The following is a 23867-nucleotide window of genomic DNA, read 5'->3' as shown; positions in this document are numbered from 1 at the left end:
GTATTACAGTTCAAAGTTACTTAAATCATCAGTATCAACTTGTGAATCGATTTGACCCACTAAGTAAGAACTGACTTCAACTTCTTGAGGCGCAACTTGAACGTTGTCAGACACTAACCATGCATTGATCCATGGAATAGGGTTAGAACGCGCTTTAAATGGTAATTTAAGACCCACTGCTTGCATGCGAATGTTGGTAATATATTCAACATATTGGCAAAGGATATCTTTATTTAAACCAATCATAGAGCCTTCAGAGAATAGGTATTCAGCCCACTCTTTTTCTTGCTCTGCGGCTTCAACGAACAGGTCATAACACTCTTGCTCACATTCTGCTGCGATTTCTGCCATTTCAGGATCATCTTGACCTGAACGCAGTAAATTCAGCATGTGCTGTGTACCTGTTAAGTGTAGCGCTTCGTCACGAGCAATTAGTCGAATGATCTTCGCGTTACCTTCCATCAGTTCACGTTCAGCAAAGGCAAATGAACAGGCAAAGCTAACATAGAAACGGATTGCTTCTAGTGCGTTGACGCTCATTAAGCACAGATAAAGCTGTTTCTTTAATTTGCGTAACGTGACATGAACCGTTTTACCTTTAACTTGATGGTCGCCTTCGCCATACATGTGATAAAGATTTGTTAGTTTGATTAACTCGTCATAATAAGAAGAAATATCACGCGCGCGTTTTAAAATTTCTTCATTTTCAACGATATCATCAAACACAACTGACGGATCGTTAACAATATTACGAATAATATGAGTATAAGAGCGAGAGTGGATGGTTTCAGAGAATGACCATGTTTCAACCCATGTCTCTAACTCTGGGATCGAGATTAAAGGTAAAAATGCCACGTTAGGGCTTCTTCCTTGAATCGAATCCAACAGTGTTTGATATTTTAAATTACTAATAAAAATATGTTTTTCATGATCAGGTAAAGCATTGTAGTCAATGCGGTCACGAGAAACATCCACTTCTTCTGGACGCCAGAAGAAGGAGAGTTGTTTTTCAATTAGCTTTTCAAAAATAGGATATTTTTGCTGATCATAACGCGCTACGTTAACAGGTTGCCCAAAAAACATGGGCTCCTGAAGTTGATCATTTTTAACTTGTGAAAAAGTAGTATAAGACATAGCTTCCTCAATTAAATTTTACACGCGCCGCCTTCACAATCTGAATCTTCCGTCTCAACGACTTCTTCCAGATCACCCTGTACATCATCAGCACCATCACGGGTATTGTGATAATAAAGTGTTTTCACACCGTATTTGTAAGCGAGCAGCAAATCTTTCAGCAGTTGGTTCATTGGAACCTTACCGCTAGGGAAACGAGTAGGATCGTAGTTAGTGTTCGCTGAAATTGCTTGGTCAACGAATTTCTGCATGATGCCCACTAACTGCAAGTAACCTTCAATACTTGGCATTTGCCACAGTAATTCATAAGCGCCTTTCAAACGCTCATACTCAGGAACCACTTGACGTAAAATACCGTCTTTAGAGGCTTTAATACTGATATAACCACGCGGTGGTTCGATACCATTTGTTGCATTCGAAATCTGTGAAGATGTTTCTGATGGCATCAGTGCAGACAGTGTTGAGTTACGTAAACCGTGCTCTTTAATGTCTTTGCGTAAACTTTCCCAATCGTAATGCAGAGGTTCTTTTGTCAGTACATCCAATGATTTTTTATAGGTATCAATAGGTAAAATACCGTCAGCGTAAGTGGTTTCATTAAACCATGGGCATGCGCCTTGTTCTTTCGCTAATTCATTAGATGCTTTTAATAAATAGTATTGAATTGCTTCAAATGCACGATGAGTTAAGTTATTTGCACTACCATCAGAGTAGCGAACACCGTGTTTTGCTAAATAATAAGCAAAGTTAATAACACCAATACCTAAGGTACGACGACCCATTGCACCTTGTTTGGCAGCTAAGATTGGGTAATCTTGGTAATCTAACAGCGCGTCTAATGAACGAACGGCTAAACGAGCAAGTTCTTCTAAATCATCAAGATTTTCAATTGCGCCTAAGTTAAATGCAGATAACGTACACAGTGCAATTTCACCATTAGGATCTTTAATATCATTTAATGGTTTAGTTGGCAGTGCAATTTCTAAGCATAAATTTGATTGGCGAATTGGGGCAACAGCCGGATCAAATGGGCTATGTGTATTACAATGGTCAACGTTCTGAATGTAAATACGGCCAGTTGATGCACGTTCTTGCATCATTAATGAGAATAACTCAACCGCTTTAACTTGTTTTTGGCGGATGCTTTTATCTTTCTCATATTGCACGTATAAACGTTCAAATTCATCTTGATCAGCAAAGAATGCATCATATAAACCCGGGACGTCAGAAGGGCTGAATAAAGTAATATCCTGACCTTTGATTAAACGTTCATACATTAATTTGTTTAACTGAACGCCGTAATCTAAATGACGAACACGGTTATCATCAACACCACGGTTGTTTTTCAGTACCAGCAGGCTTTCAACTTCTAAATGCCATAATGGATAGAATAAAGTTGCCGCACCACCACGAACACCACCTTGCGAGCAAGATTTTACCGCAGTTTGGAAGTGTTTATAGAAAGGGATACAACCTGTGTGGAATGCTTCACCATTACGAATAGCACTACCTAATGCACGAATACGACCTGCATTAATACCAATACCTGCACGCTGAGAAACATATTTCACAATGGCACTTGATGTTGCATTGATAGAATCAAGGCTGTCGTCACACTCAATTAATACACAAGAGCTAAATTGACGAGTTGGTGTTCTTACACCCGCCATGATTGGCGTTGGTAATGAGATTTTAAAGGTTGAAACCGCATTATAAAAACGTTCGATATAGTCCATACGTGTTGCTTGTGGATAACGAGAGAACAAGCAAGCCGCAACTAAAACATATAAGAACTGTGCGCTTTCATAAATTTCACCTGTAATACGGTTTTGAACGAAGTATTTACCTTCTAATTGTTTAACCGCAGCGTAGGAGAAGTTCATATCACGTTGATGAACAATAAAGTTATTCATCTGTTCGAACTCTTCTTGTGTGTAATCTTCAAGAAGATGGCGATCATATTTGCCTAAATCGACTAATTTTTTAACGTGATCATACAGTGTTGGTGGCTCAAATTGGCCATACGCTTTTTTACGTAAATTAAATACGGCAAGACGGGCAGCGAGATACTGATAATCAGGCGTTTCACCAGAGATTAAGTCTGCAGCAGCTTTTACCAGCGTTTCATGGATATCAGCAGTTTTGATACCATCATAAAACTGAATCTGAGAACGTAATTCAACTTGAGATACAGAGACATTTTCTAGACCTTCAGCGGCCCAGGCGATAACACGGTGAATTTTGTCTAAGTCAATGCGTTCTTTATGACCATCACGTTTTGTGACGAGCAGGCTGTGATTCATGAGCGATGCACCTTTCTTGCATTAGTGTTACCTGAAATTTTATACCGCAAAAAAACGCTCCCGATGACAATCTGTGTCAAGGAGTCTTGTGGTGTGAAATTTAAGGAAACACAATATATAGGGGTTGGTTCAAATGGTGATAACAAGATAAAGGTAATTGAGAGATTGATCAAGTGTACAAATCTGATTGTTTCTGTGGATAAATAGGGGATAAATTTTTTAACAACTGCCTGTACCCTGCATAAATACAGGCAGTAAGAAACACAAATTCAAGTGACAACGATGTAAAGTCAATTTTAAAAAATGTGATCGTTTGATGTTTTATTAAACCAAATCAAACTTTCAGTTTCACGAATTCGAGTTATGTGTCGATTGTGTGTGCACCATATAATTCACATCGACATTTGGCGCTAATCGGAATTTGTCAGTGATCGGGTTATAATGTAAACCAATCATATTTTTGCTACGCAAATCGGTTTCATCGACCCAACTCAGTAATTCTGACGGGCGAATAAACTTATTAGCATCATGTGTGCCCTTAGGCACCATATTCAGAATATACTCCGCCCCTACCACCAGCATCAGCCACGCTTTTTTATTACGATTGATGGTTGAGAAGAAAACATGTCCACCGGGTTTTACCAATTTGGCACAGGCTCTTACAACAGAAGAAGGGTCAGGAACGTGCTCTAACATCTCCATACAGGTAACGACGTCGTAAGTTTGTGGGTTTTCATTCGCGTGGTTTTCAACAGTATCTTGAATGTAAGTGACAGGAATACCTGATTCCAGCGAATGCAAACGAGCAACTTGTAATGGCTCTGCACCCATATCAAGACCAGTTACTTCAGCTCCAGCACATGCCATACTTTCAGACAAAATACCGCCACCGCAACCAACATCTAGGACTTTTTTCCCAAATAGGCCGTCTGCGCGTTCTTGAATATAGTTGAGTCTTAATGGGTTGATGCGGTGCAATGGCTTAAATTCACCTTCAAGATCCCACCACCGTGATGCGACGCTTTCAAACTTGTCGATTTCATGCTGATCCACGTTAGCATGTAAAGAGGTTGTTTTATCATTCATCAGAAAGTATTACTCCTATTTTCATATTGCCATGATTCTACCAACGTTAGACGGTGAAATCGAAGAGAATAGCGAAAGGATCATTAATTTAGTTGTTTCCTTTTTCCAAAAATTGGCGATTTGTGGTATAGTTCTAAACCTTTGAATCCGTAGTATGAGGGACAGTGGCTCCATGAGCGACATTGCCAGAGAAATCACACCAGTTAATATCGAAGAAGAGCTGAAAAGCTCATATTTGGATTATGCGATGTCTGTTATTGTAGGACGCGCATTACCCGATGTTCGAGACGGACTGAAGCCAGTACACCGCCGAGTGCTTTTCGCGATGAATGTACTAGGAAACGATTGGAATAAACCTTATAAAAAATCAGCCCGTGTTGTTGGGGATGTTATCGGTAAATATCACCCGCACGGTGACAGTGCTGTTTATGAAACGATTGTTCGTTTAGCACAGCCTTTTTCTATGCGTTACATGTTGGTTGACGGGCAGGGTAACTTCGGGTCAGTTGATGGTGACTCGGCGGCTGCAATGCGTTATACCGAAGTTCGTATGGCGAAAATCGCCCATGAACTGCTGGCGGATTTGGAAAAAGAAACGGTTGATTTTGTTCCTAACTATGATGGAACAGAACATATTCCGGCAGTAATGCCAACCCGTATTCCAAACTTGTTAGTCAATGGTTCTTCAGGGATTGCGGTAGGGATGGCAACAAACATTCCTCCACATAACCTAGGCGAAGTTATCGACGGCTGTCTTGCTTATGTTGATAACGAAGACATCACGATTGAAGAGTTGATGGAACATATTACGGGGCCTGATTTCCCGACTGCCGCTATTATTAATGGTCGCAGAGGAATTTTAGATGCCTACCGTACTGGTCGCGGAAAAATTTATATCCGTGCTCAGGCTGATATCGAAACTGATGAGAAAACAGGCCGCGAAACTATTATCGTGACAGAAATTCCTTATCAGGTGAATAAAGCTCGTTTAATTGAAAAAATTGCAGAGCTTGTTAAAGATAAGCGTATTGAAGGTATTAGCGGATTACGTGACGAGTCTGATAAAGACGGTATGCGTATTGTCGTTGAAATCAAACGTGATGCTGTGGGTGAAGTGGTATTAAATCACTTATTCTCACAAACACAAATGCAGGTTTCTTTCGGTATTAATATGGTTGCGCTTCACCAAGGCCAGCCAAAATTATTAAATCTAAAAGAAATTATCTCTGCCTTTATTCGTCACCGTCGTGAAGTTGTTACTCGTCGTACTATTTACGAATTACGCAAAGCGCGTGACCGTGCTCATATCTTAGAAGCACTGGCTGTTGCATTGGCGAACATCGACCCAGTTATTGAAATGATCCGTCAAGCACCAAATCCAGCAGAAGCAAAAGCAGCATTAATTGCACAGCCTTGGGATTTAGGTAGCGTTTCTACCATGTTAGAGCGTGCTGGCGACAGCAACGTTGCTCGTCCTGAATGGTTAGAGCCACAATATGGCGTGCATGACGGTAAATACTATCTAACAGAGCAACAAGCTCAAGCTATTTTGGATCTGCGTTTGCAGAAACTGACCGGCCTTGAACATGAAAAACTGTTAGATGAATATCGTGAGTTATTACTCCAAATTGCTGAGTTATTACATATCTTAAGAAGCCCAGAACGTTTGATGGAAGTTATTCGTGAAGAGCTAAATGCGATTAAAGATCAATATAACGATCCTCGTCGCACCGAGATCACTGAAAACACGGCTGATATTAATATTGAAGACTTGATCAATGAAGAAAATGTTGTTGTGACACTTTCTCACCAAGGTTACGTTAAATATCAACCACTTACTGATTACGAAGCACAGCGTCGTGGCGGTAAAGGTAAATCAGCAGCAAGAATTAAAGAAGAAGACTTTATCGATCGTCTATTGGTGGCTAACACCCATGACACGATTTTATGCTTCTCAAGCCGTGGTCGTCTCTACTGGATGAAGGTTTACCAGTTACCAGAGGCAAGTCGCGGTGCTCGTGGTCGTCCAATTATCAACTTACTACCTCTTGAGCAAAATGAACGTATTACCGCTATTTTGCCAGTAAGAGAGTATGAAGAAGGTAAGTTTGTCTTTATGGCAACGGCAAGCGGAACTGTGAAGAAAACACCTCTGCAAGATTTCAGCCGTCCTCGTAGTGCAGGTATCATTGCCGTTAACTTAAATGAAGGCGATGAATTAATCGGTGTTGATTTAACCGATAGCACAAACGAAGTTATGTTGTTCTCTGCTGAAGGCAAAGTGGTTCGCTTTGCGGAAGATTGTGTTCGTCCAATGGGTCGTACTGCGACAGGTGTTCGTGGTATGAAACTGAGCGATGACGATAAAGTGGTTTCACTTATCATCCCTCGCGGTGAAGGTGATATCTTAACCGTAACTGAAAATGGTTATGGTAAACGTACTGCTCAAAGCGAATACCCAACGAAGAATCGTGCAACACAAGGCGTTATCTCTATTAAAGTGAGTGAGCGTAACGGTAAAGTTGTTGGTGCAATTCAAGTTGAAGAAACTGACCAGATTATGATGATCACCAATGCGGGTACATTAGTTCGTACACGTGTTTCTGAAGTCAGCATTGTTGGACGTAATACACAAGGTGTTACCTTAATTCGTACAACAGAAGATGAATTGGTTGTTGGCTTGCAACGTGTTGAAGATGAAGACGATGCATTAGATGACGACGAAGTTAATGAGGTTATTAGCGAAACGCCATCAGAAGCACCTGATTCAGATTTAGCAGATGATGCGGACGAAGAATAATATTTATCATTATTGTGATGTATAAATAAAAGAAAGCAGGCATAATTGCCTGCTTTTTTTATGTGGTAGGATCAGTTTATCATCAGAAATAATTATCCTGATGATAAAGATCATATCATTCAGACATTCAGTAACTTCTGCTAGAATAGAATAAGTTTCTTGTGCGGTAGGAATATTGATTAGGGTGGTTGTTTGAGATATCTCTCGTCCTTTAAAACATCGTTAAAAATTTCCCGCTACCTTTTTCGCATATTAGGTATCATGTTGTGGGCGATGGGTGCATTGCTAACCATGTTTTACCTCATCAATATCTTCAATGATACTAAGTCTGATATTCGGCAGGAGTATAGTAATAACTATACTAATCTCCTTGGTTTCTTTAGGCAAACCTCCGGCACCATCCGCGATTTACAATACCTCGCAGAACGTCACCAAGAACAAATTAATTTAAACCCGAGCATGAAAAACTCATTATTTTATGAAGGACCATTCTCACTTCATAAACTTAATGACACCGCAGATTGTGAATTATTTAAGGGGCAAACAAACAACTATTTCCGCTCCTTTAACAGCATCTTATATTATTGGAAAGATAACACTCCGGCATTACAAGGGATAAACCAAGTCTTTATGGTTGGCTCCCATAGCATGTGTATGATTAACTTCCCTTTGCGCGCATCCCCTGTTGATACTGAAATGTTGAAAAAAATGGTTTACGAAAATACACGTAACTATGTTAATCAACGCGCACAAGGTAAAGAAGTTAACCAATATTGGATAGTGCCAGATGCAAAAGGGGATAGTGGCATTTTATATGTTATGTCGCCAGTTTATGCCTCAGGTAAATTCATTGGTCTGATTGGTATTGAAAGAGCTATTCGTCTTGAATATTTTTCTCCTGCCAAAGATAGGGTGATTTCAATTCACCTTCTTAACAGTAGGAACACTACTGTTTTAAGCTATCCAGCAGAAAATAACTATCATGCAGTTAAACAGGTTCCTGATGTCAGTGCTCCTTATTTTGGTTTTGATGAAGACTTTAGTGATTTAGTTGCTAAGCGTAAATTATTACCTTCATCTTTTAGTGTGGTGTATTCATTACCACTCAAACAAATTTTAAATGAATTTAAATTCACGATTTTTAATGCGCTGATCTTAAATATTATTTCAGCCATTATGATTTTTATTTTCGTCTGGATCTTTGAGAGAAAAATATTCTCTCCAGCCGAAAATAATGCCTCTCGTCTAGAAGAGCACGAACAGTTTAACCATAAGATTGTGGCATCAGCGCCAGTCGGGATCAGTATTCTTAGAATACGTGATGGCATGATCATCTTAAGTAACGAGCTAGCACACAACTATTTTCGTTTGCTTAGCCATAGCGATAAACAAAATATCCTTTCTATTATTGCTGAGAAAAGTAGCAATATGGTCGATGTAGTGACCAACAATCGTAATCATCTGCAAATAAGCTTTGTTAACTCACGTTATCAAAATGAAGATGTGGCTATCTGTGTTTTAGTGGATATTAGCGCGCGAGTTAAAATGGAGCGCTCACTACAAAATATGGCGACAGCTGCGGAGCAAGCTAACCAAGCTAAATCGATGTTTTTGGCAACGGTCAGCCACGAATTACGAACACCACTTTATGGCATTATTGGTAATCTAGAATTATTGCAGTCGCTTACACAAAATGATGATACTTCTCGATTACTAAAGACGATGGATAACTCCTCATCGTTATTGCTAAAAATTATTAGCGATATCCTCGATTTCTCGAAAATTGAATCTAAACAGTTAAAAATTGATATTAAGCCATTTAATTGTCGCCAAGTGCTCTCTTTTGTTATTTCTAACTATTTACCTTTGATTGCGAAAAAAGACTTGGCTATTTACTGTTTTATCGAACCTGACGTACCAAAAATTGTAAATAGTGATCCTGTTCGCGTACAACAAGTTATCTCTAATTTATTGAATAACAGTATTAAATTTACCACGACGGGATGTATTACCTTACATCTTTATAAAGATGATTATTATCTCTATTTTGATATTCACGATACAGGGCGAGGCATTAGCGATAAAGCATTACATGAGCTGTTTGAACCATTCTTCCAAGTATCTCAAAATACAGAAAGTGCATCAGAGGGAACAGGATTAGGTTTGGCTATTTGTGAAAAACTGATCAACTTAATGGATGGGGATATCAGTGTTGTTTCCCAAGAAAATATTGGTAGCCGCTTTACGGTTCGTATACCTCTTTATGGTGCCTTAGAAGGAATAGAGTCGTCTTCTAAACTGAATATTTATAAAGAAAGTAATGTTCGTTGCTTTATAGATATTAAAAATCTTTATTTGGAAGGTTTTATTGGTCGATACCTTCGTTATTTCGGTTTGAGCTGTGAATTACTTACTGAAGAAGTGGTGATATCTTCAAACGATTTTATTATTACGGACTACGATCTACCAAGAAAAGATAACTGCCAATTTATTAGGATCAATGAGCATTACTTTGAGCCATCGAAGAAAATAGCTGAAAATGTATGGGTATGCAGTACTTACAAACTAAATGAATTAACAAAAATAATACTGCAATTACCACAAAACAAAGTTGAAGCTAATTGCGTAGAGATGGTGGAGCAAGCTACAGATTGTAGCTTACAAACCTTAACGGTTCTTATTGTCGATGATCATCCAATAAACCGCTTATTGTTGACCGATCAACTGAAAAAAATCGGTTTTAATACAGCAACAGCAGAAGATGGCTGTGATGCATTAACGTATTTAGCTAAGAATCATGTTGATATCGTGCTGACGGATGTCAATATGCCGAATATGAATGGCTATCAGTTGGCAACACATATAAGAGAAATGGGTAGTGATATGCCTGTTATAGGTGTGACAGCGAATGCGATTGCCGAAGAGAAGCAACGTTGTATTGATGCTGGAATGAATGATTGTGTATCTAAACCTGTTTCACTTTCTATTTTAAGAGAAGTGTTGGTGAAGTATATTCCTAAAGAATAATTCTAGATCGCGAACGATAAAACGAGTAAATAAAGACTAATTTATTAGTCTTTATTTATTTTTAAGCTCAAACAAGGCGAAAAATGATGTATTTAAAAAGCATTTTGATAGAGAAGAGAAAACAAAACAGAATCATAACAAGTTAAGTTGATTAAAAAGCAGGGTAAGAAAGCCTCTACAACGGTCTGTAAGCCTGGAAATAAATAAAGGTATGAAGAAATAGAAGAATAATTTATACAGCTTATAGGAGTTTGTGAACAAGGAGGATATTACAAGGAAAGAGAAAGATAAACCCAAGGAGAATGAGGAATAAAGAGTAAAAACTAAAAAGCAGAGAAGCTCCCACAAAGGGTTGAGCTTCCTGATTTTATCGGTGCGACTAAGGTAACTACGGTAAAATTAATCTGGGCCGTTAATTTCCTTATCAATAGTCACTGATGACAAGTAATTAAGTAATGCGATATCGTTATCGACACCTAATTTCATCATGGCTGATTTTTTCTGGCTACTAATCGTTTTAATACTGCGATTAAGTTTCTTCGCAATTTCAGTCACAAGGAAGCCTTCAGCAAATAATCTCAGCACTTCACTTTCTTTTGGTGATAAGCGTTTATCGCCATAGCCATTCGCATTGACTTTTTCAAGTAGCTTAGCAACGCTTTCAGGCATAAATTTCTTGCCTTTTTGTAGCGCCGCCAATGCTTTTGGCAGATCAGTCGGAGCACCTTGTTTAAGCACAATACCTTCAATTTCAAGATCAAGGACTGCGCTCAAAATAGCTGGGTTGTTATTCATGGTAAGTACAATAATCGACAAATTAGGATAATGTCTTTTTATGTACTTAATGAGTGTAATACCATCACCATACTTATCGCCAGGCATGGACAAGTCAGTAATTAACGCATCCACATTTAACTTAGGTAAGTTATTGATAAGTGAAGTTGAATCTTCAAATTCACCTACAACATTGACCCATTCAATTTGTTCTAAAGATTTACGGATACCGAATAAAACGATTGGGTGATCATCGGCAATAATAATATTAAGGTTATTCATGTTTAATTGTTACCTTGCTGCAGCAACTGTTGAATCCATTTATCCAGTTGAGTGATACGTTCTTTGATCTCTAATTCATTATGATTTTTTATGTCATGCTCTAAATATTCACAGCTTTCTCTGAGATATTCTAAATCTAACATGGCAAAAACCCCTTTTAGACGATGAGCTGTCTGGGCTAGAGAATGAAAGTCTTTATTTGTTGCTTCTAAGTGTAGTTTTTCAACATCAATAGGAACAGTACTGATAAATAGTTCCTTATAATCACTACCATTCAACGTCTTCCTATAATTATTAAGAATTACTTCGTATTTATCAAGGTTATTATTTTCATCCCAAATACTCTCTTTAGTTGTATCTAGGGGAAATGACTCATTTTCTTCAATTAAATAAGTAATAGCCTCTATTAAAGGATCACCGAAGTTATAGTTACACTTTATTAAATCTTTTGATATTTTTTCAAATCCAACAATAGAGCTCATTAATAATATTGTTGGCGATTCAGGATTATCATTCGGCGTATCCCTAAGTATGATATCGTATTCAGGATAAAGATTCTCTCTATTTTTATCAAAGTATGTAGCGCCATATTTATCAAGCTGTTGGCAGATGATTTTTTCTATTTCAGGGTTTTTTATGGCGAGTTTTGCGTTTATTCCCTCTAATAATACGTTAAAAGTTCGTTCTTCCGTATCTATATGCTGGTATGGGAGTACAATTCGGAAATGAGAACCAATACTTTCTTGGCTCTTAATCGTTAATTCTCCCTGTATTTTATTACATAACAAATGACACAAATAAAAAATGATACCTGAATTAGAATAATATTTGTCTCCCATTGCTTGGCCTAAGAATGGGTATTTTATATTAGCAATGTCTTGGGGTGTAAGCCCACTTCCACTGTCAATAATATCAATAAGTATTTCTTCTTTATCTTTATTTTGAGCTAAATTTAGATTAACGGTTATCTTTCCATAATTAGTCGTACTAATGGCATAATTAATCAATGATAAAATAATCTTACTTAAAGCTGGCCCATCGTTAATTAAAAGTAAGCCAGGTCTTATATTATTGTGGAAATAAAGTGTTAGGCCTTTTCTTATCATAAAAGGTGATGCCGTTATCAGAATAGATTCAACTAATGTTGAGAGTTCAAATTCATCCTTATGAATTTTCCATTCTTGATTTTCTAACTTATTAATTAATGTAATGTTTTCTATCCACTCAGAAATGTAATTTGTTTTCTCTAATAATAAGCTAAGTAATTGCTGGTGGGTATCTTCGGGTAATAACTCTTTGAATTGATAAACCATCTCATTTATATCTTTGATGGGACGCATCAATTCTAATGACATATTAGATAAAATCTTGCGTCGTGCGATAGTGTTTTTCTCATATTCTTGCTGTGCAAGTTGTAATTTTTTATTGATTAGTGCTTCATTATCTTTATTCAGAAATATGAATAATGATGTATTGTCAATATTGTTGTTATTACTGGTTCTTATTTCATAAATTTCGTTGTTGATAGCCGTTTGGATTAAGCCATTGTGCTCAACTGCCATTTGGCGGATCTTAGATAAATCGATATGAGGCAGCAATTTTTCCGCATGACTATTACTAATAATCTTATGGTTAGAGGAAAAATTATAGACTAATAATCCTATCGGAAGGTTCGAAATGATGTCGTTTGTCATCTCTTCTTTGATCCGTAGATTACGAGTCATAGAGATATAAGGGAAAACGTACTTATTACGAATATAGATATGGCCAAAAACGGAGATAGAAATAAATACCAGCAGGCTGATTAATAACCAAATATTTTTGTAGGCAATCTCTTTTATAATCGATTTCAACGGATATTCATAAGAGAGTGAATAGGGGATACCTGCAATCGGCTGAGAAAAGATCAGTGAAGAGCCATCAGTTGATACTTCAATGCTATTTTTGTCGTAAATAGATTGCTGACCTGTTGGAAGTAGCCTTAAGTAGTGTGGAGACAATTCTGAAGGTAAGAAATTATTGATAGGTAAATCAAACGCCACTACGCTAGTTAACTGACCTGGTACATTAAACATAATACGATAAGTGTAGTAATAGATGTTTTCTGTAGACATCTTTCTAATAGGAGAAAGACTCTCTTTTTCATCTAATGCCGTTGATTGCATCAATAACTCAGACCGTTTATTTTCAGCCGTTAATGTTAAATAGCTTTCTTTGTAACGGATTTCTGGTTTTAGCACAGAATGAGTCGTAATTAAGATAAGATCATTCCCTTTACCATTTAGATAATAAAGTGAACTGTAATCATTACGTACTCCCCAAAGAATTTCGAGTGAATTTGCAAATCGTTGTGCTAGCTGAAAGGTTTGTTCATTGGGTTTGCCGAATATAATGGAATCGACAGTTTGATCTCGCCCTTCAAGCCAAAACACATCAGAACGTAATTTTATTGGATTAAGTGGCAATACAGGGAACGTTGAGGTATCGGTTATTTTATTTGATAGCTGAAAAAGCTGATTAGAGTGGTAACGGTAATCTTCAACCTGTCGAGCAAATTTGAGAGTCGTATTGTTGATAGCATTTTTTTTGCTATCCAGCCAAGTGTCAAAATAACTGTAAGCGTATAGAAAAAGCGATATGACCATAAAAAGAAGAAATAGGGCATATAGACGAGTTAGTGTATTTGGCTTGAGTTGGTTCAATGTACGCATTCAGTTTGCGAGCCTTTAAGAGACAATGTAATTAAAAATAGAAAATTGAATAAACAATCACCATTATTCAGTCATTATATTAACAGGTTATCACTTTAAAAGGGATATTCGGATGAACTTTGAGCAAACAAACAAAAAAATCCAATTTTTTTACAATCGGAGCTAGACAGCGGGGTCAGAGATAGGCATAATTCCGCGCTATGGAAGGATGGCCGAGTGGCTGAAGGCAGCGGTCTTGAAAACCGCCGATGGGAAACCATCCTAGAGTTCGAATCTCTATCCTTCCGCCAGAATTAGCCGGCTTAGCTCAGTTGGTAGAGCAACTGACTTGTAATCAGTAGGTCACCAGTTCGACTCCGGTAGCCGGCACCATATAAGAACCCGTTATCTCGTAAGAGATAGCGGGTTTTTTCTTATCTATAATTCTATTTTTCATTTTCCCTCTTATTTATTTTTATTTAATTCCTTTTGGATTACTTCGTTTATTTCTCGATATCACTATGGTTTTTTATCTCTAGTTATCAAAAATTAATCAATATATTAGTGGGTTAGCATTTTTTAAGCAGAAAGCGCTTGAAGATTGAGCAAACAGATAAAAAGTCATTTTTTTTACAATCAGGACTAGACAGCGGGGTCAGAGATAGGCATAATTCCGCGCTATGGAAGGATGGCCGAGTGGCTGAAGGCAGCGGTCTTGAAAACCGCCGATGGGAAACCATCCTAGAGTTCGAATCTCTATCCTTCCGCCAGAATTAGCCGGCTTAGCTCAGTTGGTAGAGCAACTGACTTGTAATCAGTAGGTCACCAGTTCGACTCCGGTAGCCGGCACCATATAAGAACCCGTTATCTCGCAAGAGATAGCGGGTTTTTTCTTGGGTAAATTTTATGGGTGTAAATTAAAAAAACACCACATAAAAGAGAGTAGTGTTTTCGTGTATTACATGATTATCGAGCTATCACGATCACCAACCCATGACGGACCAATTAAATACTCGCCCCAAAATTTTCACTTCTTCTAATGTAGAACGCTCATCTGGGTAATCAATAGTATTATAGCTACGAATGATAATGGTGTTATTGGGAAGTCGATGTAAAATTTTGACTCTCAAAAGATCACCTTGTTGAATCGCATAAATACCGCCATCAACAATTTTTGTATGTCCTGTACTGATAGTGACAATTGATCCGTCAGGAATAACAGGGGACATACTGTCACCATGAACTTTAAAAGCAACGGCATCACTAGGTTGAACGCCATAGCGATTAAATGTAGAACGAGAGAATCTCAATAATTCCACCTTCTGATTATCAGTGGTACAACTACCGAAACCGGCAGCTAATTCAATAGTAGTATAGAAGGGGATCTCGACTTCATCTCGTTCTATTGGTGTATTATTATCCCAATCATCAACGGGTGTCATCTCATTGACCGAAACACCATCGTTTCTTTTTGCTCCCCGTCCATATTCTAACCATTCTGCTCGAATATCGAGCCATTGACTTAATGCTAAGATATTTGTTGGATCGGGAATTGACTCACTGTTTAGCCATTTCCACACTGCTGGAGCACTGACTTTTATACCTTGTTCAGCGAGTGCATCTGTAATTCTTTTACCTAACCCACGTCCTGCGATCCCTGAATCTAAACAAGCTTCTTGAAGCCTTTTTGTGAACTCCGTTTTATTATCATTTTTAACCATTGGTTAATTTCCTTTGCTACTTGACGTTACTTTGGTTAAAATATAACATTAACTATTAGTTAATAAAAGTATGAAAAGTACAAAAAAGTAACTAAATAAACCAATGCAAGAGTGGTAAGTAAAAATCACGTTGAGATAACGCCGTAAAATGCGGGTGATTTAGATGCATAAATGCCATGCCTTGTCGTGGTACATGGATGACCAATTAGTAGTAGTGATAGGAAATCAAAAGGAGCATTAAATGAGACTAGCAGACTTACCTAAATATTTTTCACCCAAAAGCATTGTATTGAGTGATGTAAGAACTGTTAAAGCAGTAGATTCGCTTTCAGTAACCGATGTAATGACATCAATTAGCCTAGTAACGCGAAAAGGACGCATGGGAATAGAATTGTTTTTAGCTAAACATAATATTAGTAACCCAAGCGAAGCGATAGAAAGCCTTTACCAATATGCATTAACCCAAGCTTATCAATATAAAGCGATTGATAAATTAACTGAAAACGATAAAGCCAAAGTTTTACATATTATTGCTAATTATGCTTTTCAAGATTACGCAAGAAGTGCCGCAAGTAAGAAAGCGTGCCCTGATTGCAGTAATGGGTTTATTGAGGTTGAAGTTTTTACCACTAAAAGCTACACCTCAAAATCGGTTAAAGGGCTTGAGCAAAACTTTAAAGATGGGCTGAAAGTTAAACCAATAAATAAGACTTCTTATCGTGAAGTGAGAGAGACAACTCGTGTTGTTTGCCCTACATGTAAGGGGAAAGCCGAAATTCGTTTAGCATGTCGTTGTCATGGGCGTGGTCAAATTTTAGATAAAAAAGAGAGCGAAAAGCAGGGAATGCCTGTTTTCAAACCTTGCAATCAATGTTCAGGACGCGGGTATCCTCGTTTAAAATTCAGCGAAGTATTAGAACAAGTACAAACGGTAGTGGGTGTTTCTAAAACTGTTGCGTACAGTAACTATAAGCCGTTATTTGAACATTTAGTTGAAGAATGCTTTAAAGAAGAGTCTCTGTCAGAAAAAATTCTTCAAGAAGTGACTGTTAATTAATAATTTTCTATGTTTATTTGTTTTTGTAGAAATTAGTTATTGACCTTCAGGAAAAAAAAGCATACTATCTCCCCACAATGAGAGATTTGTATCTAAAGACCTCACAACAGAATATAAATAGCCTCACTTCGGTGGGGCTTTTTTGTATCTCGATTTTCTTAACAAAGATAATTAACGATATCTGTTAAATTTTATTTTTAATTGAAGACCACAATGTGGTCTTTTTTTATATCCGCCATTTATCTAATTAGATAAATAAAACACAAACATACTCATGTTAAAACAGTGCTTAAATTTAAGTGCTGTGGATGAGTATATTATTTATTACAGTTCCTCCTATTGGAGGTAAGCCATGAGAAACAATGAAAGAAAATCCAGATCTATGGGAACAGATATTTATCGTTCTTTCTTCAATGAAAGAGCAAGGAATATCAGCCTCTCTAGCTGGAGGAATGGCTATTCTTCGAGGTTTATATAACGGCGGGGGATGGAAAAAAACCTCTATAGATGGGCTGATGTGTGCAATGTTTGCTTGGTTTATTAAAGATATTCTAATTTTATTTAATATTAATCATGAGTTTGCTTACTTAGCCAGTGTGTTTATCGGTTATGTCGGAGTAGATTCCGTGAGTAAACTCCTTAAAGGAAGAGCAGGAGTTAAAAATGGCTAAAATAGCACGAGGTGAGCGTAATAATAACCCTGGTAATATTCGGCATGGTTCGAAATGGCAGGGATTATCCTTTGAGCAAACAGATAAAGACTTTTGCCAATTTATTTCATCTGAATATGGAATACGAGCTATCTACAAATTATTACAGACATACCAGAAAAAATATGGTTTAAATACCATTAGAACAATTATCAACCGTTATGCTCCACCTAACGAAAATAATACAGAAGGCTATATTAGCCGAGCATCAAAAGAAATTGGTATTGATGCTAATAACCCAATTAATACACAATTAAAAAATGTCACCATTCCTTTAGCAGTTGCGATTGTTAATATTGAACTTGGCTATCAACCTTATTCAGAAAAAGTGTTTGAAGATGCTTGGTTGTTACTATGAATTATTTATCAAAAATAATGCTAATAGCGATTTTATGCTTAGGAATAGGATTGCTTTGGTTAATTGATAAAAATAAATCCTTACAACAGGAATACGATAATATTAACCAATCTCTTATTCAGCAGATTGCAGAGAATAAAGATTATCGATTAAGAATAAATCGGCTTAATCAACTTGATAATCGTCATTTACAGGAACTTGTTCATGCAAAAAAAGAAATTGATCAGTTGCGTGATATTAGTGAGCGCGCTCCTGAGCGGGTGTATATCAAAGCCGAGTGTCCTAAAGCCTCAGCCACTTCCACCACCAGCTTGGTTGATGCAAACACCGCCAGACCTACTGACACCGCTATCCGAAATTATTGGATACTCAGAGAACGAATTGCGCAATCAGAACAGATAATTTTAGGGTTACAAGATTATATTCGCCAAGAGTGTATTAATTAAAAATCCCTTTAATTAATTTATAATCAATAAAATTATTTATAAAACAAAATTAATTAAATGTTTTTAAAGAAAAGGAGAGTTATATTAAGGAGGTGAAATGAAAGATAATGATATTAATATTGCCATTCGTGAACAACTATTAAAACAATTTAAATCAGCAAATATTAATGTTGAGGTTGTTGCTGGTTTTCAGCCAGAGAAAAGACAAGATAGTAATATTATTATGTTTTTTCCTATAAAGGAGGTTGGCCAAGGTTGGCAAAAAAGGAATTACAATGTTCAAGGTAATAATGCAAACCATAAAGAACAACAACTGATTGAATTAACATTTCAGGTTCAAGGTTTTATTAAACAACATCCAAATTTAACAGCAGGTGATTTAGTTAGAATGACTCGAATGATTATTAATTCGTTGTCTTTTGTTGAATCAATGAGAAAAGTGGGAATAGGGATACAACGGGCGAGCGAAATTAGACGAGCGCCGATAATGAATGCTGGAAATAGCTATGAGCATAATCCTTCATTTGATTTTAATATCACTTTTTCCAGTACGTTATCTTTAGACACTGCTGCAACAAATTTACTTATTTCTAATCTATTTCGTATTTAAGGATAAATATGTCTATTAAACAAACTCGCTATATTGATATTGCGAGCGCGGTTGTTGGTGCATCAGCTGCACCTATGCGCAAACTTACAGCCCGTATTTTCTCAACAAACCCTAAAATTCCAGCAGGTAAAGTACTTGAGTTTGCCAGTGGGCAAGTGGATGAGTTGCTTGGTGCAGGATCACCAGAAGCGAAATTTGCTCGCCAATATTTTAGTTATGTTAGCCCTGCGCCTATTAGTAAACCTAAAGAGCTACAAATTGCTTCTTTTGAACCTGTAGGTCGGGCGCCGACATTATTTGGCACACCAGCAGCAACTCTTGATAAATTAAAGCTGATTGAAGAAGGTGCATTTACTTTGACTATCGGTGATATCTCTAAAAATATTACTGATATTTCTCTAAAAGATGCAGAGTCTTATGCTGATGTTGCCTCTCTGATCCAAGCTAAATTAAACGCTGAAAGTGAACCTCAATTTGTAAATTGCTATGTCACTTTTAATGCACTTGATGGTGCTTTCTTGATGAGTGGCGGTGTACAAGAAAAAGCGAAGATCACTATGGAACATTCACCTTTAGCCGATGCTATGGGGTTAAGTGATGGTGAAGCATCTGAAGGGAATGTGGCACAAACGGCTCTTCAGGCATTTATTGCTGCCGAAACAATTTCTGATTCATTTGGTAGTGCAACATTCTTGACCGAACTTACGGTCGAGCAAAGCGTTGAACTAGCAGAGTACATTGCAGGCGAAAATGTAAAATATCAGCTCTATTTGTCAGTTCCGGATAAACAAGCCGAGATTTACAGTAAAGCATTAATCGGTACCGCATCAACTGGCTTAAATTTAAAAACAGATGATGGCTTTTTTGTTCAAGCTCTACCTATGGCAATTATGGCGGCAACAGATTTTGATCGCACAAACGCGACCACTAACTATATGTATCGCCAATTTGGTATCACTTTCCCATCTCAAGTTAAAACAGATATTGCGGCTGATCGATTAGATAAATTACGCATTAACTATTATGGCGAAACGGCTGTTACTGGCACTGATATTAGTTTCTATCAACGTGGATTTTTATGTGGAAATGCCTCTAATCCATTAGATATGAGTGTTCATAGTAATGAGCAATGGCTAAAAGCCTATATCGCACAGCAATGGTTAAGCTTATTACTTTCCACCCGCGGTATTCCAGCTAATAAAGATGGTGAAGCAAGAGCAATGATGGTTATTGCCGGCGCTGTTACGAAAGCATTAAACAATGGCACTATTCTTACCAGTAAAAAGCTGACTGAAGTACAAAAAATCGCAATTACAGATGCAGCGGGTGATGATTTAGCGTGGCACGATGTACAAAACAAAGGTTATTGGTACAACGCTGAAATCGTTGAAGAAACAGGCCCTTCAAATTTACCCGAATACACCATGAAATATGTATTAATTTACGGTAAAGGCGATTGGGTTCGTAAAGTTGAAGGCTCACACAATTTAGTTTAAGGAACAAACAATGAACGATATTTCAGCAACAGGTTTGAGTTTAATTATTCAGGCAAGCAACACATTTCCTGCAGGTATTCCTATTACCACATTTTCGGATGAGGGTGATCCATTAGATTTACCGGCTGTCGATATTACAGCAACCGCAGTAGATATTAATGGTAATTTAGTGAGTTGGTCGGCACCTACACCTCAAACTGTGACAATCAACGTATTAGCAGGAAGCGAAGAAGATGAAAACTTGGCTATTTTACTTGATGCAAATACAGCAAGACGAGGACGTCGTCATGCAAGCGATATTATTACACTAGTGGCTTCTTATGGTGATGGTTCTATTACCACTGCTCGTAATGGCCGAATTACTAATGGTAGCCGTGGTAATTCAATATCAAACAATGCTCGCCTTAAATCTAAGCAATACACCTTCATTTTCCAAGACTTTGATCGTGTCAGAGCACGTTAATTTTTAGCGTTATTCTTATTCATCTAATGGCGACTTCGGTCGCCTTTTTTATGGAATTTAATTATGTTAATTAAACCAAAAGAGATCACTGTTATTGATAGTGATCGTGAAGAACACACTTTTATTATTAGCCGATTGCCTGCAACGATTGGACGAGAAATTCTTGCTAAATACCCTTTATCAAATGCACCCAAAATTGGTGATTATGAAGTTAGCAAAGAAGCTATGTTAAAAATGATGGCTTATGTAGCAGTCGAAAAAGAAGGGCAAGAAATTTATCTAAAAACCAGCACATTAATTGATAATCATGTGCCCGATGGGGAAGCTTTGATCCGTCTGGAACTCGAAATGCTGAAGTATAACACCAGTTTTTTCGGCAAAGACGGGAGCCAAAATTTCCTACAATACCTTCTAGGCAAGTTCAGCGGTTCTCTCCCGTCGATTATAAAAACGCTGATGGCTTCTTTGCAGTCATCATCTCCGCGGGTTTCGCCTCCTTCACAGAACTCAAAACAACCATAGATCTAGAAGAAGCCTTTGATCTGTGGGAGATCGCGATTACTAATCGTTATAACGAGGCGCTTGCGGCGTCAAAGGAGAGATAATGTCTCTATTACAGGTATTTTCTCAGGTACTGATGTTGGAGGCTGAAGTATCTGATAGTGCATTAGCAAATATCAGAAAGTCAGCAGATGAAATTCTTGCTGAAATGAAAAATATTGAGCAGGGTGTTTCAGGCGGCATTACTAGTTTCTATAACTTTGTTCAAGAAATTCATCTCAATCTTGGTGAATTACCTGAAGATCATGACATAAGTATTTCATTTAATAGTGATGAAATTACAACTGCTTCTGTAACCATTGAAAATTCAATTCAAAGCATGATCAAAAGTGCGCTAATGGGGACGCAAGAGTTTGATAAATTCTTGCAAGAAATCTTAGTGGGCATGTTGGGCTTATCACTCAATGAGCCAATAAATATTGATCTTAATATTAGTGAAACTCAAGATAAAATTAATTCAGTAACACAAAGTATTGATGACCTGAAAAGTTCTATGTCGGTGTTAGATTACCAAAGAGGATTGGTCAATAACAATGGTGCAGCTGAAGCTCACATTTTAGCAAGCCTTAATGCTGAATATGATGCGATGGAGGATCAACTATCCTCACTGAATAATGAATTGGGATCTTTAACTGAAGCAGAGAAGAAAAATAAAGAAAGTAAAATTGTTATTGATGCACTGATTAAACAATTAGGTGCCGATTACGATACTTTTATTGGCACAATGCAAACTCAAGGTATTGATGCTGCGATTAAAGAAGCAAAGGCTCAACGTCGATTAGGCGAGAGCGTTGATGAAACAGGTAAAAGCTATCAAAAAGCCGTAGAAAAAATGAAGGATTATATTCTTAACGCCATGGGAGTTAAGGATATTACGGGAGCTTTGCAAAAGGTTTTCACTGCTTCATTAGATCGCGCCAAAGAAATAGAGTCACTAGATAAACTAAGTAAAAAGATAGGTATCGCGGCTATCGATATCGATGCTTTTTCCGGGGCGATGGCTGAAATGGGAGGCACAAAAGAAGCCGCTCAAGCCGATTTAACTGCAATGGCAAATGCATTTACTGATACAGAAGATCCTATTGAACAACTTTTAAAAACCGCAGATAAAGTCAAAGGAATGAGCTTTGACGGTGCCCAAAAAGAACTGGAAAAATTGGGTGTTGTGGATGAAAAAACCATTGAACTAATGATGAAAGGTCGGGAAGAATTAGAGCGCACAATGGGCGTGCAAAAACAATTCTCTGGTATTAATGATGAAAGTATCGAAAGTTCTATTCAACTTAATGCAGTAATGAATAAATTTGATCAATTAGCGGGGCAATTAAAAAATAACTTTTTGGAGATAATCATTCCTGTTCTTGCAAAAGGAATAACGTGGTTTGATAAATTAGTTAATTTCTGTATTGAGAATAAAGATTTTGTTATCGGTTTTTTCTCAGCTATTGGTAGCGCTGTTGCTATTTATTATCTGCCCGCGATGGTGTCTGCGGCAGTTGCTTCACTTGCAACTGCGCTTCCTATATTAGCGATTGCAGCTGTTATTGGTCTCTTAGCGACGGCATTTAAACTCGTCTATGACGATATTATGAATTTTATTAATGGTAATGATTCAATGATAGGCAGTATTTTGGATCAATACCCCGCGCTTAAAGACGCAATAATGGTGGTATGGGAAGCATGGCAAGTTTTTGTTCAATCTTTAAAGATTGCTTCAAAGGTTATTGCTGAACAATTTATTGCTGCTTGGAATTATATATCTGACGCATTTAATCAATTCGTTATAGCGCTTAATGCGGGCATTAATAATATTATCGAGTGGGGGCAATCAATAATTAGTGTCTTTATTTTTGTCTCTGATGCAGTGGTTAGTGTATTTAGTTGGATGTGGGAATATATAGAGAAAATATTAGGTTGGGTTAATGAAGGTATTGACTCTATAAAAGGAATTTGGCAATCAGCAAAAAGCTTTTTGGGAATGGACGATGCTGAAAAAGAGGTCACTGTTGTTCAAAAAGTAGAGCGACAATTATCTGATGAAGGTAGTCTCAATTACACCATACCACAGCCAAAACCAGCAACACGGTATTACAATCCAGCACTAGATGTAAATGCGTTAAATAATGGATTAACACTGTCTTCGACAAATAGTTTAAACCCAATAACCAGCCAAATGATCAGTAACCAATCAAGCATCAAACATGAAAATAATGTTCAAGTTGGTGAAATCAGAATTGAAACACAAGCCACCGATGGCCCAGCTGTTGCGAAAGCTTTAGGTGAAGTATTGTATGATAAAAATGCTAAAGAAATTACACAGCAACACTCTAGCGGATTAAAGAGTTAATT

17 protein-coding genes and 4 tRNA genes are annotated in these 23867 nt (G+C 37.4%); 15 read left to right on the top strand and 6 right to left on the bottom strand.

Going from position 1 to position 23867, the window contains the following annotated elements; all coding sequences use genetic code 11:
- Positions 1-3: 3 nt before the first annotated feature.
- From nrdB to ubiG, 3 genes are all read right to left on the bottom strand, one after another.
- Positions 4-1134, bottom strand: coding sequence for a class Ia ribonucleoside-diphosphate reductase subunit beta (nrdB, locus tag EHE21_RS12235; RefSeq protein ID WP_075670676.1), 1131 nt, complete (start codon positions 1132-1134; stop codon positions 4-6).
- 11 nt (positions 1135-1145) lie between these two features.
- Positions 1146-3437, bottom strand: a complete 2292-nt coding sequence (gene nrdA, locus EHE21_RS12230; protein WP_194950809.1) for a class 1a ribonucleoside-diphosphate reductase subunit alpha — start codon at positions 3435-3437, stop codon at positions 1146-1148.
- A 348-nt stretch (positions 3438-3785) separates the two neighbouring features.
- Positions 3786-4523 carry a bifunctional 2-polyprenyl-6-hydroxyphenol methylase/3-demethylubiquinol 3-O-methyltransferase UbiG gene (gene ubiG, locus EHE21_RS12225; protein ID WP_194950808.1) on the bottom strand — a complete coding sequence of 246 codons (738 nt, stop codon included), beginning with the start codon at positions 4521-4523 and terminating at the stop codon, positions 3786-3788.
- Positions 4524-4695: 172 nt separating this feature from the next.
- On the opposite strand from ubiG, the gene gyrA reads away from it, so the two are divergent.
- Positions 4696-7323 (top strand): DNA topoisomerase (ATP-hydrolyzing) subunit A, encoded by a 2628-nt coding sequence (gyrA, locus tag EHE21_RS12220; protein WP_088495147.1) that lies wholly within the window; start codon positions 4696-4698, stop codon positions 7321-7323.
- 192 nt (positions 7324-7515) lie between these two features.
- Positions 7516-10350, top strand: a complete 2835-nt coding sequence (gene rcsC / locus EHE21_RS12215; protein WP_194950807.1) for a two-component system sensor histidine kinase RcsC — start codon at positions 7516-7518, stop codon at positions 10348-10350.
- Between the two features lie 399 nt (positions 10351-10749).
- Here the strand turns inward: rcsC and rcsB are convergent, their stop codons facing one another.
- The gene (rcsB, locus tag EHE21_RS12210; RefSeq protein WP_006533269.1) at positions 10750-11406 is read right to left on the bottom strand and encodes a response regulator transcription factor RcsB; all 657 of its coding nucleotides are present in this window, start codon (positions 11404-11406) and stop codon (positions 10750-10752) included.
- A gap of 2 nt (positions 11407-11408) precedes the next feature.
- On the bottom strand, positions 11409-14117 hold the full coding sequence (rcsD, locus tag EHE21_RS12205; protein WP_194950806.1) for a phosphotransferase RcsD: 2709 nt from the start codon (positions 14115-14117) through the stop codon (positions 11409-11411).
- A gap of 202 nt (positions 14118-14319) precedes the next feature.
- On the opposite strand from rcsD, the gene EHE21_RS12200 reads away from it, so the two are divergent.
- The 4 genes from EHE21_RS12200 (at position 14320) to EHE21_RS12185 (ending at position 14948) form a co-directional block, all read left to right on the top strand.
- A tRNA-Ser gene (locus EHE21_RS12200) sits at positions 14320-14407 on the top strand.
- A 6-nt stretch (positions 14408-14413) separates the two neighbouring features.
- A tRNA-Thr gene (locus tag EHE21_RS12195) sits at positions 14414-14489 on the top strand.
- Positions 14490-14778: 289 nt separating this feature from the next.
- A tRNA-Ser gene (locus tag EHE21_RS12190) sits at positions 14779-14866 on the top strand.
- A gap of 6 nt (positions 14867-14872) precedes the next feature.
- A tRNA-Thr gene (locus tag EHE21_RS12185) sits at positions 14873-14948 on the top strand.
- 131 nt (positions 14949-15079) lie between these two features.
- Here EHE21_RS12185 and EHE21_RS12180 read toward each other — a convergent pair.
- Positions 15080-15817, bottom strand: a complete 738-nt coding sequence (locus EHE21_RS12180) for a S24 family peptidase (RefSeq protein WP_088495150.1) — start codon at positions 15815-15817, stop codon at positions 15080-15082.
- Between the two features lie 241 nt (positions 15818-16058).
- Between EHE21_RS12180 and EHE21_RS12175 the strand changes: the two genes are divergently transcribed.
- From EHE21_RS12175 to EHE21_RS12135, 9 genes are all read left to right on the top strand, one after another.
- A complete protein-coding gene (locus tag EHE21_RS12175) occupies positions 16059-16874 on the top strand; it encodes an antitermination protein (protein WP_194950805.1) in 816 nt (271 codons plus the stop codon).
- Between the two features lie 362 nt (positions 16875-17236).
- Positions 17237-17545 (top strand): phage holin, lambda family, encoded by a 309-nt coding sequence (locus tag EHE21_RS12170; RefSeq protein ID WP_088495157.1) that lies wholly within the window; start codon positions 17237-17239, stop codon positions 17543-17545.
- Positions 17538-17942 carry a structural protein gene (locus tag EHE21_RS12165; protein ID WP_165122950.1) on the top strand — a complete coding sequence of 135 codons (405 nt, stop codon included), beginning with the start codon at positions 17538-17540 and terminating at the stop codon, positions 17940-17942. The genes EHE21_RS12170 and EHE21_RS12165 overlap by 8 nt, the downstream gene beginning before the upstream one ends.
- Positions 17939-18388 carry a lysis protein gene (locus tag EHE21_RS12160; protein WP_194950804.1) on the top strand — a complete coding sequence of 150 codons (450 nt, stop codon included), beginning with the start codon at positions 17939-17941 and terminating at the stop codon, positions 18386-18388. Before EHE21_RS12165 ends, EHE21_RS12160 begins: the two co-directional genes overlap by 4 nt.
- 97 nt (positions 18389-18485) lie before the next feature.
- On the top strand, positions 18486-18998 hold the full coding sequence (locus EHE21_RS12155; protein ID WP_088495160.1) for a phage gateway protein: 513 nt from the start codon (positions 18486-18488) through the stop codon (positions 18996-18998).
- An 8-nt stretch (positions 18999-19006) separates the two neighbouring features.
- The gene (locus EHE21_RS12150; RefSeq protein ID WP_194950803.1) at positions 19007-20494 is read left to right on the top strand and encodes a DUF3383 domain-containing protein; all 1488 of its coding nucleotides are present in this window, start codon (positions 19007-19009) and stop codon (positions 20492-20494) included.
- Positions 20495-20504: 10 nt separating this feature from the next.
- Positions 20505-20957 carry a phage tail fiber protein gene (locus EHE21_RS12145; RefSeq protein ID WP_075674211.1) on the top strand — a complete coding sequence of 151 codons (453 nt, stop codon included), beginning with the start codon at positions 20505-20507 and terminating at the stop codon, positions 20955-20957.
- A gap of 63 nt (positions 20958-21020) precedes the next feature.
- Complete coding sequence (locus tag EHE21_RS12140; RefSeq protein WP_156733698.1) at positions 21021-21479, top strand: hypothetical protein; 459 nt, start codon at positions 21021-21023, stop codon at positions 21477-21479.
- Between the two features lie 82 nt (positions 21480-21561).
- A complete protein-coding gene (locus EHE21_RS12135) occupies positions 21562-23865 on the top strand; it encodes a hypothetical protein (RefSeq protein WP_194950802.1) in 2304 nt (767 codons plus the stop codon).
- The last annotated feature ends 2 nt before the right edge of the window (positions 23866-23867 follow it).

Origin of the sequence: Proteus sp. GOKU, assembly GCF_015475555.1 — a bacterium.
GTDB lineage: Bacteria > Pseudomonadota > Gammaproteobacteria > Enterobacterales > Enterobacteriaceae > Proteus > Proteus mirabilis_B.
The sequence above is the reverse complement of the archived record's forward strand: the minus strand, read 5'-3'. Positions and strand labels throughout refer to the sequence as shown.